Source organism: Paenibacillus sp. FSL R10-2736 (assembly GCF_038000245.1).
In the GTDB taxonomy this organism is placed as follows: Bacteria; Bacillota; Bacilli; order Paenibacillales; family Paenibacillaceae; genus Paenibacillus_AQ; species Paenibacillus_AQ phytohabitans.
The window spans coordinates 5,678,122-5,691,255 of the sequence record NZ_JBBOBN010000001.1 but is presented as its reverse complement, the minus strand read 5'-3'; the positions used below and the strand labels follow the sequence as shown (position 1 = coordinate 5,691,255).

The following is a 13,134-nucleotide window of genomic DNA, read 5'->3' as shown; positions in this document are numbered from 1 at the left end:
GGGAGGTAAGATTATGACAGTGAAATTCAGCATTATCGGCGGAGCGGGCTTCCGCGCACAATATTTCCTCAGAATCGCCCGTTCCTTGCCGGAACGCTTTCAGATTAGCGGGCTTGTGGTAAGGGATGCTGCCAAAGGCAGAGCCATGGAAGAAGCATGGGGAGTTCAGACTTACCGTTCTCTTGAAGAACTGCTTACGAGCGAAACCCCGGATTTCGTGCTTGTCTCGGTCAGCGGCCGGGCCTCTCTGGATTATTTGTACCGCCTGGCAGAGAGAGGCATCCCGGCGTTGACGGAGACGCCGCCTGCCGCAAGTCTGGAGGAGCTTGAGCAGCTGCACAAGGAATTGACTGCACACGGTGCACGGGTTCAAGTAGCCGAGCAGTATCCCTATCATCCGGTGCAAGAGGCGCGGCTGTCGCTGATCCGTTCGGGCAGACTCGGACGGATCACGGAAACGACGGTGTCTGTTTCGCATATGTATCATGGAGCAAGCCTGATCCGCAGGATGCTTGGGCTCGGTTTCGAGGAAGCTAACATTAGAGCCATGCGATTCGGGTCCTGCTGGATTAACGGCCCTACCCGCAGCGGTCCTCCGGCTGAGGACAAGCTGATTCCTCTGCAAAGAGATCTGGCCTGGCTGGATTTCGGAGACCGGCTGGGGATTTACGACTTCACCAAAGATCAGCACCGTTCCTGGACCCGTTCGAATCACCTCTCCGTGCGCGGAGAAACGGGAGAAATCTTCGATAACCGTGTGCTGATTCAGCAGGACAACCTGGTGCCGCTTCAGCTGGAGCTGAAGCGCATCAACAAGGGGGAACAGGAGAATGCCGAAGGCTATTATCTTCAAGGGATAATCTGCGGGGAACAATGGCTCTACAACAATCCGTTTACCCCTGCAAGACTGTACGATGATGAGATCGCGATTGCGGCTTGCCTGGACAAGATGTCCGCCTATGCCACCGGAGGTCCCGGATTCTATGGACTGGACGAGGCTTCACAGGACGTGTACCTCGGGCTGATGATTGAGCAGGCAATACAGACCGGTGATACCGTGAGAACTGAGCGGCAGTGCTGGGCGATTGAGAAGTAGCACGGGTTAACTTGATTCAACCCAATAAGAGATTTCCTTGCGCGGGTGTCGTAGCAATTTCCGCCCTGCGGGAATCTCTTCGTATTTTTAGGTCTGCCAGAAACTTCTGGTTGGCCTATTTATTTGTGTTTTTAACACTGGTAAGACGCCTCGTTCTTAGCAAAGTACTTAAGAGTGAAGAGAAATCTGCGGTTAATCCAAAATTTTATATTAAATTTACAATTTCAAAGGAATAATTATCCAGAATAAGATATAATATGATCTGTGTTATATTTCTCATTTAATAAGATGTGGAGGTTGAAATGATGAGGAGAACTGTCGATAAATGCATCCGTCTCTCTTTAATCGGAATCCTTGTTGCGGGTGCAGCCAGTCTGGGGGTAAGTACTACGAAGGCCTATGCAGCAGATTATGCAGCGGATAACTTCACCTTGGCAGCAGGGAATAGCTCTGCCTTGTCCGTGACTCTGTTCGCTCAGCCGCCATGGCCGCCCAATGTAACTGCGGATGATGTTGCGAACACCATTACAGGTGCGAACGAGAAGATGGAGTATTCCAGCGATGAGGGCTTGAATTGGACTGCCTATGATCCAGTCAACCCGCCGGTCTTCTACGGTGCGGTAACGGTGCTGGTGCGGATAGCTGGAGACAGCGTGAATTACATTCCGGCAGGGTTCATCACAACGCTGACTTTTACGCCGGATTAATATCAGCTCCCCATCTAGTTCAACGCGAGACCCTCAAGTTCGACGCTTATTGGAACAGACTTCTGCGATACCGGAGCCATAAGGTGATAATGCTCTACCCAAAGAGATTGGCAGGCTTTATCTGCTGATCTCTTTTTTTGCGGAGTAAGCAAGGATTTAGCCTTAGAAATTACTGCCTCAAGCACCATATCCCTAATCCGCAGCGGTTGCTATAATGTGGAAGCAGAGGATAAATTAAAATATATTCACGAAAGGATAGATCAGATTGAGAACAATCAAACTGGTGGTTGCCGGACTGATTGCGGGTACGATTGCGGGTGCCGTCACACCGGATTATCCGGTTAGAGCGGATTCAGTGAGCTATGAGGAAACAGCGGATGACAATGACACGGGAGTCACCTCTCCTATTTTCCCGGATATTCAAGGTCATTGGTCGGAGCGGTGGGTACGCTGGGCGCTGGGGAATCAGTATATAACCGGTTATTCAGACCTGACTTTCCGGCCGGACCAGCCGATTACGGAAGCTGAATTTCTGAAGGTGTACTATCTCTCCTTCGGCTATCCGAAGGCAACGATCTTTGGGGAAGAGTGGACCGCTGGACCTTATCGAATGGCGAAAAATTGGAAGCATCCCATCCCGGGTCTTCAGGACCCCCAGGCACAAGCTGCGCCTATAACCAGACAGACAGCTGCGCAGTTCATAGCCTCTGCTCTGGGCAAAAACTATAGTGATAGGGATTCCATTATTTTTCTGCTTGGAAATCAGATGCTTCCGCTTCCGGAAGAGCCTACTGTGGAGGGATTCAAGGGGAACGCAACGTTAACCCGGGCAGAGGCGTTGGAGTGGATCAGGATGTTGAAGCTGAAAGGAAATATATTGAAACCCCGGCCGCAGGAGCTGTCAGACCCAGGGGTGCTACCCCCATTACCGGACAAGGGTACGGGAATAAAGGATTTCACAGCGGTACCTGTTACTGAGGCGGATTTCGGGATAGGTGATCCGGGCGGGAAGCTCATTATGGAATGGAACAGCCCGAGGTCTCTGGTTGAACAATATTATGGAGCCTCCACTGAACAAGATGTGTTTAACAATGAGATGTATAAGGGTGTATTTGTCCATTATGATTCGTCAGGCAAGATGGATTCATGGTCGGTAAAAGCAGACGAAGACGCTGGGGAACCGGCTTTGACCGCTACCTTGCAGCATATCCGGCCCGGAGTAAGTACGCTGGAGGATGTACTGAAGGCGTATGGTACATATGCAGAAGTAAGCAACACATATGGAGTTATTCTAAGCTACACATTTGAGAATATGGACGGGGTGTTGATCCCGCGCCTGCTTCCAGGCGATAGGGTCAACTCCGATAGAGGATATGTCATGGCGTTTAGCTTCGATGAGGAGACGTTAAAAGTAACACATATGAAATTATCTACGCTCCAGCGGGCCATATACCCTGACGATAACTGATCAGCGATTCCGGCTGTTACCGGAGGCCGACGAGTTCATTGACGCCGGGAAGCAGCAAGAACTATAATCTATAAAACGGATGAAGCACATCCCGTACCCATGATTTTTGGGTGCGGGATTTTTTGTGTGCATTACTCCGCCAGAAACTATAGGTTCTGGAGTCTACGCCGAGCAACCGGGCAATCAAAGAAGACAAGGCTCCTCTTTGCGGGGGGCGGGGGATTTTGCAGAGGAGGAATAGAGGAATGGGGTTCGCTGAAGAGCATCACCAATGGCTGGAGTATCACAAGAAACGGAGAACCGGGGAACGTCTGGACCGGCTGGAACGGGGACACCGGCATGGTGAGCAAATGTTTGTGGAGCGGGTGTGGTGGCCGATTTTTGGTAATATGGACGATCTTCACCCGGAGTATGAGGTAGCGGATTGGCGGGGAAGACCTTATTTTGTTGACTTTGTATGGAAGCCGGGTCAGGTTAAGGTAGCTATTGAGGTGAAAGGGTACGGGCCGCATGTTCAGAATACAGACCGGACCCGCTACCGCCAGGAACTTAACAGGGAAACGTATCTGCAAATTGCCGGGTACCGTGTGGTTGCGATCCCTTATGATGATTTGGAGTCTGCACCGGAGCTGACAATTTCTCTGCTGAAAGCCTTACTTACCCCATGTTTGTTGAAAAATACGGATGAAGGAAGCCGGCAATATACGAGGATAGAGTTGGATATTCTGCGGATTGCCAGCCGTAAGAACGGGTTCCTCCGGCCAGTGGAGGTGGTGAACGAACTTGCGATTGATCAACGTACAGTAAAGAAATATATGAATTCTCTATGTGAAAAAGGTAAGTTTAAACCTGTGTTGGTGCAGGGGGGCAACAGAGTGTGCCGGTATGAGCTTATTCCATCTTTTATGGACATAGAGTTATGGTAGAGTACTAACGCTAGAGGGATAAATCCCACTAATGCCGCTCTAACGGGGCGAAATGCTGGAATTAGAGGGATAAATCCCACTAATTCCGCCCCAACGGGGCGAAATGCTGGAATTAGAGGGATAAATCCCACTAATGCCGCTCTAACGGGGCGAAATGCTGGAATTAGAGGGATAAATCCCACTAATGCCGCTCTAACGGGGCGAAATGCTGGAATTAGAGGGATAAATCCCACTAATGCGGTGCGACCCCCTTATCCCGGAGTCCTCCGTATAAAATCAGTACTTGTTGTAGATATGCTCTTTATTTCGCTTTTTCTCTCGGCCAGAAGAAGCGGGAGCGGTCTTCTAGGGTCAGCACCCACTCTGCAAAGGTAGCTGGCGGCAGGTTACGAAGGCTCGTATGCATTCTGCGATTGTTGTAAAAGTCCATGTACCGGTCCACCGCTTCATAGGCCTCTTCGAACGTTTCGAATGCCTCTTTGCGGAACAAATCCCGATCGATATTACTGTGGAATGATTCAATAAAAGCATTTAAATCCGGCGTTCGAGGCGGAATACGTTCATGGGTCATTTCCCAGCTTTCACACATGTCGCCAAACAGGTGGCTGACGAACTGTGGGCCGTTGTCGGTGCGGATCACAGGGCGTGCGCTGTCAGGGGCGCAGTGATGCTCCATGGCGCGCGCCAGCGTCTGGCAGGCGTGCTTGGCCTCACACGACGATCCCCGGTGGTAGCCGACGATGACGCGGGTAAACACATCGATAATGCTCAGGACAAAGAAATGCCGGTCACGTCCCTCCACATACCCGTATTTAATGTCCATCTGCCAGAGCTGGCCCGCTCCTGTAATGACTCGGTTCTCCGGCAGCTTCCGGGGATGCTTAAAGCGCTTCTGACGCTGGGGCTGCAGGATATCCAGCGCCTGACACAGCCGGTAGCTTTTCTTGTGATTGAGCTTCAACCGGTGCTGGTTCCACAAGCACTTGGCCAGGAGTTTGTACCCGTACACGTGCTCTTCTCCAGCGATTAATTCCAGCAGCCATTCCTGGATCTCCTCGTCACTAATCTTTTCCCCAGACTCGTTAAAGGAGTAGCCTGGCTGGGGTCTTCCACGCCCCCCTTGAACGGCCTTTGGGGACAGTGACCTGCGTTTCTTACGGTCGTAGTACGTGGACTCTGCTAGCCCCATGAGACGCAGTACCAAAGCTGCTGTATTCCCCTGCTTAATGAACATGTCGGCTACCTCGATTTTTTCGGATAAGCAGGGGTTGGCTTTTTTAGCAGTTCACGCAGAATCTCAATCTCTAACTCCTTTTCGCCGAGTATCTTGACGGCCTTCTCGTATTTCTGCTCCACTTCCAGGAGGCGCTTCAGTTCCTCCACCTGCTCCTGGGGATACGGATGATCTTGTTCCCCATGGGCCTCTCGGTAATCTCTCACCCACTGATTCACCGTCGCTGGGGTCACCCCATATTTTCGGGCAACCACCGCTGCCTTAATGCCAGACAACACCTCTTGCGCTGCCTTCTCTCTTGTTCCTGTTAAGTTTCCCATTGTGTTCATCCTCCTCCTGTATTCAGTCTACATTTTTATGGGGGAGGACTCCAACTTCATTAGGGGGCTGTGGAGAATGCCGCTCCAAGTGGGCGAAAGGCTGAAATTAGAGGGATAAATCCCACTAATGCCGCTCCAACTGGGCGAAAGGCTGAAATTAGAGGGATAAATCCCACTAATGCCGCTCCAAGTGGGCGAAAGGCTGGAATTAGAGGGATAAATCCCGCTAATTCTGCCAAAAACGGGCGTCAGATGGCACTGAGGAGCAACTGCTCCGCCGCTGCCCTCCTCTTCCCCCGCTCTCCCCGCTTACTCCCCCGCAACCGGCAGCTTGATCGTAAACGCCGAGCCTTGCCCCGGCTCGCTGCGCACCTCAATGGTTCCCTTGCTTAAGCTGATGATGCGCGCGGTCAGCGGCAGGCCGAGGCCGTTGCCTCCGGCGGCGCGGGCGGGGTCGCCCTGGTAGAATTTCTCGAAGATATGCTTACGCACCTTCGGAGTCATGCCGATCCCGGTGTCGGAGATCATTACGGAGATCCAGGAGCTGTCCGCTTGAATGGAGACCGAAATTTCCCCGCCCTCCGGTGTGAATTTGATCGCATTGCCAAGCACATTGAGCCACACCTGCATCATCAGCTCTTCATTTCCATAATAGCGCTGCTCCTCCAGGTCGAGATTAAGATTAAGCTGCTTGGCAGACCAGAGGGACTCCAGCAGCAACAGCGCCTGGCGGAGCTGCTCATCCAGAGGGTATTCAGCCAGCTCGGTAAGCATTTCCTGATTTTCGAGCTTGGATATTTTGAGGATATTGCCGGATAGATTGGACAGCTGACGTGAGCTCTCGATGATCATCCCGGTGTATTCGTCATGCTCCTCTTTGCTCAGGTTCTCTTCCTGCAGAAGCATGGCGTAGCCTTCGATAGCTGCAATAGGGGTCTTGAACTCATGAGACACATTGACAACGAAATCATTCCGCAGGGTCTCGATGCTGCGCAGCTCCTGGACCATGAGATTGAAGTGATGTGCCACCTCACTGATCTCATTGACGCGGTGCGACTCATTCAAATAGATGTCGAAGTTGCCGCCTGCGATCTCCTTGGCCGCTTTGCTGAAGTCCGTAATCGGGGACAATATTTTGCGGCCTACCATAATGCTGATGGTGGTCCCGATGACCAGACTGAATAACACCATAGTCAGAATAGGCGGAAAGGGGTTCCCGTGCTCCCAGGTGTTATTTTCTACCCGGAAATACAGGAAAGCCAGCACAGCCATAATGAAGACAAACGACAGAATGATGATAAATACCATGGATACAAAATACCACCACAGGCCGCTGTTTTTGCCGCTCCTCATCCCCGTTTCACCGCCTTATAGCCAAGTCCCCTGACGGTGACGATTTCAAAATCAGCGCTATCCCTGAATCGCTCACGCAGGCGGTTAATATGAACCACCACCGTATGCTCATCGGATTCGGAATCCATTCCCCATATTTCATCCATCAGCTGCTGCTTGGTGAAGATTTTATTCGGATAAGAGATCATTTTGTAGAGGAGATAGAATTCCTTCTGCGGAAGCAGGATACTCTCAGGCCCCTGAATTACAGTTAACGTATCATAATCCAGCACGGTTTCTCCCCATTCGATTTTGCGCTCGCTGATGATTTTGGCCCGGCGCAGCAGTGCCCCGACACGCAGGATCATCTCATTCACATTGATCGGCTTGACCATATAATCATCGATCCCGACGAGGAAGCCCTGCTGCTTATCGGCAAAATTCTCCCGTGCGGTCACCATAAGAATGGGAAGCTGCTGATTGTTGTCCCTAAGCGTCCGCGTCAGCTCGAAGCCATCCATCCGGGGCATCATAATATCGCAGATAATCAGATCAATATATTCCTTATCCAGCACGTCCAGCGCATCCTCGCCATTCACGGCCGGCAAGGCCTGGTATCCGTTTCTGGTGAGCACGGTACAGAAGAGCTGGCGTAACTTGGCATCATCCTCAACCACAAGAATATTAAACATAAGGTCTCCTCCTGGAACGGTCCATGTTATTCAACGTATAGCTTGTTTATATATGGTTTTGGGTTCCCCGCAAAGTACCGGAGTAACCCTCGAAGCCAAAGCACCACTTTGTGGGGTTATTTTAGTATACCTCATCAAGATCAAGCCAGTCTCAACTGGGAGTTTAGGTTTAGTTTATATTGGGCGGCTATACTGGGGTACAGTAAGACTAGAAGATTTCAGAGAGACTAATGATTACAGGGATGGAAAGGGAGATTGGACAATGCTGCAATTAAAAAACATCACCAAGAGCTACAAGACCGGCGAATTTACACAGGTTGCACTGGATAAAGTGAATCTCAATTTCAGGGAAAGTGAATTCGTCGCGATTCTCGGCCAAAGCGGCTCGGGCAAGACCACGCTGCTGAATATCGTCGGCGGGCTCGATCAGTATGACAGCGGAGAGCTGATCATCAACGGCCAATCGACAGAACGCTTCAAAGACAGCGAGTGGGATGCGTACCGTAATAATAGTGTCGGCTTTATTTTTCAAAGCTATAATCTGATCTCACATCTGAGCATTACAGACAACGTGGAGATGGGGATGACGCTCAGCGGGATAGCTTCAGCCGAGAAGCACCGCAAGGCGCTTGAAGTACTGGAGAAGGTTGGACTGAAGGATCATGTGCACAAAAAGCCGAATCAGCTGTCAGGCGGACAGATGCAGCGTGTAGCAATTGCCCGTGCGCTGGCGAACAATCCGGACATTATCCTGGCGGATGAGCCTACAGGCGCCTTGGATTCAGAGACCAGTGAGCAGATCATGGAGCTGATCAAGACCATTGCGGAGGATAAGCTGGTGATCATGGTTACCCATAATCCGGAGCTGGCAGAGAGCTATGCAGACCGCGTCATCCGCTTCTCGGACGGTCATGCGATCTCGGACAGCAATCCGCTGGCCACGCAGAAGACCTCAAGTGCGTATAAGCTGAAGCAAACGAGCATGAGCTTTTTCACAGCACTGAAATTATCCGGTAAAAATATCGCCACCAAGAAATGGCGTACGGGGTTGACCGCTTTTGCCTCAAGTATCGGAATTATTGGCATCGCGCTGATCCTGTCCTTGTCCAACGGCTTCGATAAACAGATCAGCTCGTATGAAACCGGGGCCTTGTCCAACTTCCCGATCTCTATTAACCAGACGGCGATTAATTTGCAGAATGCAGGTCCTCCGGGTCAAGAGTCAACGGAACTTACCTCATATCCGGCAGATAAAAAGCTCTATCCGTATGACCCCACCGTGAATTCAGCAATGCATACGAATGTGCTGACCCCGGAGTATATCGAGTATCTGGATGGAATCGATCCGAAGCTGATTGACGGCGTCTCTTATACCCGTACCGTGAATATGAACTGGCTGGTTATGGATGGGGACAAGGCAACCACGCTGGATAAAAGCAATATCACTGTAGCCCCATATCCAAGCAAACAGGGCAGTGCCTCGGGAAGCTATCTGGAGCAGTACTATGACCTGCTGGAAGGATCATTTCCCACAGAGAAGACCGATCTTGTGCTCATCGTGGATGAATACAACCGTCTGACCGATGCAGCAGTGGATGCTCTGGGGCTGGATTATGAAGCGGAGAGCATCAATCTGAGCGATCTTGTCGGAACTCAATTGAAGCTGGTAATGAACAATGATTATTATAAGAAAAATGGTGAGCAGTTTGTTGTCAATGGAACAGCTGCTGATCTGACCGGTCTCTACAACAGTCCTAATGCCGTGACGCTGAACATTGTTGGTGTTCTCCGCGGGCAGGAAGGTTCCAGCATTTCTACGCTGTCTCCCGGCATTGTCTATTCCGATGAGCTGGCCGCAACGTTCATTGCCGATGCACAGAAATCTGAGATTGTACTTGCACAGGAAGCCGCAGATATCAATGTGTTGACAGGGCAGGCCTTGTCAGAAGGGGTAGCCGGCATGGCTTCGAGTGGTGCAATGGGCGGTTCTCCCCTCATGAACGCTGGTATGGCAGCAGCAGGCAGTTTGGCTTCCTTGACTAAAGACGATGCACTTGCCGCTCTGGGGGCAACTGAAATTCCAAGCGCAGTCTCGCTGTACCCGATTGATTTCAGTGCCAAAGAATCCGTTACAGCCTATCTGGACAAATGGAATGAAGGGAAGGCAACGGAGGATCAGGTGCAGTATACCGATCTGGCGGCTATTGTCACCAACATTTCCGGCGGGATTATGGACGGAATTACGATGGTGCTGATTGCTTTTGCAGCAATTTCCCTGGTGGTGTCACTGATTATGATCGCGATTATCACGTACATCTCCGTTATGGAACGGACGAAGGAGATCGGCGTACTGCGTGCGCTGGGGGCCCGCAAGAAGGATATTACACGGGTCTTCAATGCCGAGACCTTCATTATCGGGGCTTGCTCGGGGATTCTGGGGATCGGAATTACCTATCTGCTGACCATTCCGGTTAACGCGATTCTGTATAACCTGACCGAGCTGAAGAATGTGGCTCAGCTTAACCCGCTGCATGCGCTCATTCTAGGCGTGATCAGCGTCCTGCTGACCATGCTCGGCGGTGCGATTCCGGCCAAGATGGCAGCGAAGAAGGACCCGGTTGCTGCACTGCGCAGTGAATAACCAGGCTTAGTCCTGAGCCATCTGAATGAAATGCTGAAGAACCAAGGGAATCCGTTCCTTTGGTTCTTTGTGCGTTAATTGCCATTAATCACAGACAAGTAAGAAGTGTATGGGATAAAATAACATAAATGAGAGTTATTCAAGTGCACAGGAGGGATCGAATGAAAACGAGAAATATCATCCAAATCATTGCGTGTTTTGTTGGACTGGCGGCTGTGATTACAATGCATGATATGTTCAAGAATCAGAATCTGAGGATAGTGTTGTCTTTAGCCGTCGCTGTTGCCGCTGCCTACCTCATTTCAAGAAGCGCCATTCCGAAGCAGGTATCCGCCAGAACCATGAACGTGGTATTAGCGTCATTTTTTGTATTTACTTGTCTGTATCATATCCTACTCTCCGCAGCATTAGGGCAGAGTATATTCGCTAATTACTTTTGGGGTTTCTTATGCGTGATCTATTTGCTGGCCTGGCTGCGTGTCCGGCAAGACCAGAAGGGCTAACTGCCGGGCTCTGCTTAAACCGATCAGCCAGGAAACGGATTACTCCGCAGAAGGCAGCTGGGCGCGCGTGGACTTCTTTTTGTTAATCTCCTTGGACAGCTCTAAATGCTGCTGGGAGATTTTTTTGAGTTCTGCCTGTAATTTGGTGATCCGGCTCATTTTGCTGCTAAGTGCGCTGGGGGAAGTGCTTAATTTGCAGTCTTTTTCGATCTGGGTAATTTTGAGCCGGGTCTTGTGGGTCTTCTTCTGTAGCTCTGCTATACCCGATTCCATCTCTGTGATTTCCTGATTTAAGCGGTTAAGCATAGATTTCGTGAAGCTAATAGCCATCCGGGCACCTCTTACTCTTCTTCTATAATGTATAGCCAAGATATTATTGTACTACAAGCGTTTGGTTTATGCGAGGAGGCAGGCAGTAACGGTTGTGCCGTCCATAAAAAAAGGGGCTATCCCAAGCAGCCATTTCATGGCTTTTGGGATAGCCCCTTTTGCATAACCTAGACTTCCTTGGCAACAACCGTCTTCAGCTTCATTTCGGGTTCTTTCTCCGAGGCCTGGCCTACCTTCTTGATGAAGAAGGAGAGCAGCAGGCCGATGATGCCGATACCCACGATGACCAGATACGCATCATTGATCCCCTGGATGGTAGCTGCTGTAATCATGTGTTCTTTGGTGTCTTGCACGCCACTTACCATCATATCCTTCATGTGGGTAGTGGTACGGCTGGTCATTACGGTAACCAGCAGGGAAGTACCCACAGCGCCAGCCACTTGTCTTACAGTATTCGAGATGGCTGTACCATGCGAATTAAGCTTGGATGGCAGCTGGTTCAGCCCGAGGGTCTGAATCGGCATGAGCAGCAGCGCCATTCCGATCCGGCGTCCGGTGGACATGAGCATCAGAAAGGCATAGCTTGTCGAGTCGGTCAGATTCACGAAGCTCAGGGTAGCGAGGATCGTGATCAGCAGGCCGATAATGGCCAGCCATTTCGCTCCGAAGCGGTCAAACAGCTTGCCGGTAACCGGCATGAGCAGGCCCATAATGACTGCGCCGGGAAGCAGCAGCAGGCCGGATTCCATCGCTGTGAAGCCGCGTGCGTTCTGCAGGTAGAGCGGCAGCAGCATCATATCTGCATACATCACAATCGTAACCATGACACTGATAACAGTGGTCAGGGAGAACATATTATATTTGAAGGCCCGCAGATCCAGCAGCGGGCTATCCGAAGCCAGCTGTCTCCATACGAACAAGCCGAGGGAAATCACACCTGCAGCAAGCGACAACAGCACCTCTGCGCTCGACCAGCCTGCGCTGGCCGCCCGGCTGAAGCCGTACAGCAAGGTTCCGAATCCGATGGTGGACAAGGCCACGCTGGTTAAGTCGACCTTTGGATAAGAACGCTCTGCTACATTTCTCAGATAAATAAATCCGCATACGATAACGATGACTGTGAGTGGAAGCATGCCGTAGAACATAGTCTCCCAAGAGTAGTGTTCCATAATATATCCGGCCAGAGTAGGGCCGATCGCCGGGGCGAAGATAATGGCGAGCCCGACCATACCCATGGCGGCGCCTCTTTTCTCACGCGGGAACAGGGTTAAAATGACATTGGTCAGCAGCGGCATGATAATACCGGCACCGGCTGCCTGAATCATACGTCCGGTAAGCAGAATCGGGAAGCTTGTCGCCATAGCGGAAACGACCGTTCCTGCGAAGAAGATAAACATAGATGCCTGGAACAGCTCACGTGTAGTGAAACGCTGCATCAAATAAGCTGTGATTGGAATCAGTACACCGTTAACCAGCATATACCCGGTGGTCAGCCACTGGGCCGTTGCAGCCGTGATGTTGAAGTCATGCATTAACTCCGGTGTGGCAACGCTCATTATCGTCTGATTCAGTGTGGCCAGAAAGGCACCGAGAATCATTACGAAAAGAATAGGTCCCTTTTTGATGGAACTGTCTTTAATGTCTGTCTTGTTACTCACTATTCTCCATCCTTTCAAATCGCCGAATCATGGACTAAATTTACAGTGTGTTGTATAGTTTACAATGTATAAAGTAGATTATAGATGAAATTTTCATGTAATCAAGCAACGATTTCTGAAAAACTGTATATTAGTTTACGATTAAGACATTAATGTAGTTTATATAGGTGATAAACGACATTTTATTGAAAAGTGTAGTCTGCGATTTGAACGTTGAAGAATGGAGT

Annotated in this window: 12 protein-coding genes; 6 read left to right on the top strand and 6 right to left on the bottom strand. The window is 50.5% G+C overall.

Features of this window, described 5'->3' with window-relative positions:
• Positions 1–13 precede the first annotated feature (13 nt).
• From NSQ73_RS24290 to NSQ73_RS24275, 4 genes are all read left to right on the top strand, one after another.
• On the top strand, positions 14–1,096 hold the full coding sequence (locus NSQ73_RS24290; RefSeq protein WP_340988484.1) for a Gfo/Idh/MocA family protein: 1,083 nt from the start codon (positions 14–16) through the stop codon (positions 1,094–1,096).
• 302 nt (positions 1,097–1,398) lie between these two features.
• Complete coding sequence (locus NSQ73_RS24285) at positions 1,399–1,803, top strand: DUF4073 domain-containing protein (RefSeq protein WP_340988483.1); 405 nt, start codon at positions 1,399–1,401, stop codon at positions 1,801–1,803.
• A 265-nt stretch (positions 1,804–2,068) separates the two neighbouring features.
• The gene (locus NSQ73_RS24280; RefSeq protein ID WP_340988482.1) at positions 2,069–3,271 is read left to right on the top strand and encodes an S-layer homology domain-containing protein; all 1,203 of its coding nucleotides are present in this window, start codon (positions 2,069–2,071) and stop codon (positions 3,269–3,271) included.
• A gap of 245 nt (positions 3,272–3,516) precedes the next feature.
• On the top strand, positions 3,517–4,197 hold the full coding sequence (locus NSQ73_RS24275) for a hypothetical protein (protein WP_340988481.1): 681 nt from the start codon (positions 3,517–3,519) through the stop codon (positions 4,195–4,197).
• Positions 4,198–4,498: 301 nt separating this feature from the next.
• Here NSQ73_RS24275 and NSQ73_RS24270 read toward each other — a convergent pair whose 3' ends face one another.
• The 4 genes from NSQ73_RS24270 to NSQ73_RS24255 form a co-directional block, all read right to left on the bottom strand.
• The gene (locus NSQ73_RS24270) at positions 4,499–5,431 is read right to left on the bottom strand and encodes an IS3 family transposase (RefSeq protein WP_340985280.1); all 933 of its coding nucleotides are present in this window, start codon (positions 5,429–5,431) and stop codon (positions 4,499–4,501) included.
• A gap of 5 nt (positions 5,432–5,436) precedes the next feature.
• Positions 5,437–5,751, bottom strand: a complete 315-nt coding sequence (locus NSQ73_RS24265) for a helix-turn-helix domain-containing protein (RefSeq protein ID WP_340985281.1) — start codon at positions 5,749–5,751, stop codon at positions 5,437–5,439.
• Between the two features lie 309 nt (positions 5,752–6,060).
• Complete coding sequence (locus NSQ73_RS24260; protein ID WP_042134756.1) at positions 6,061–7,104, bottom strand: HAMP domain-containing sensor histidine kinase; 1,044 nt, start codon at positions 7,102–7,104, stop codon at positions 6,061–6,063.
• Positions 7,101–7,775, bottom strand: coding sequence for a response regulator transcription factor (locus NSQ73_RS24255; protein ID WP_042134758.1), 675 nt, complete (start codon positions 7,773–7,775; stop codon positions 7,101–7,103). Before NSQ73_RS24255 ends, NSQ73_RS24260 begins: the two co-directional genes overlap by 4 nt.
• 262 nt (positions 7,776–8,037) lie before the next feature.
• Between NSQ73_RS24255 and NSQ73_RS24250 the strand changes: the two genes are divergently transcribed.
• Complete coding sequence (locus NSQ73_RS24250) at positions 8,038–10,416, top strand: ABC transporter ATP-binding protein/permease (RefSeq protein ID WP_340988480.1); 2,379 nt, start codon at positions 8,038–8,040, stop codon at positions 10,414–10,416.
• Positions 10,417–10,577: 161 nt separating this feature from the next.
• Positions 10,578–10,919 (top strand): hypothetical protein, encoded by a 342-nt coding sequence (locus NSQ73_RS24245; RefSeq protein ID WP_340988479.1) that lies wholly within the window; start codon positions 10,578–10,580, stop codon positions 10,917–10,919.
• 39 nt (positions 10,920–10,958) lie between these two features.
• On the opposite strand, the gene NSQ73_RS24240 is transcribed toward NSQ73_RS24245, so the two are convergent.
• Both NSQ73_RS24240 and NSQ73_RS24235 read right to left on the bottom strand, forming a co-directional pair.
• Positions 10,959–11,249 (bottom strand): hypothetical protein, encoded by a 291-nt coding sequence (locus NSQ73_RS24240; RefSeq protein WP_340988478.1) that lies wholly within the window; start codon positions 11,247–11,249, stop codon positions 10,959–10,961.
• Positions 11,250–11,416: 167 nt separating this feature from the next.
• The gene (locus NSQ73_RS24235; RefSeq protein ID WP_445669606.1) at positions 11,417–12,907 is read right to left on the bottom strand and encodes a DHA2 family efflux MFS transporter permease subunit; all 1,491 of its coding nucleotides are present in this window, start codon (positions 12,905–12,907) and stop codon (positions 11,417–11,419) included.
• Between the last annotated feature and the right edge of the window lie 227 nt (positions 12,908–13,134).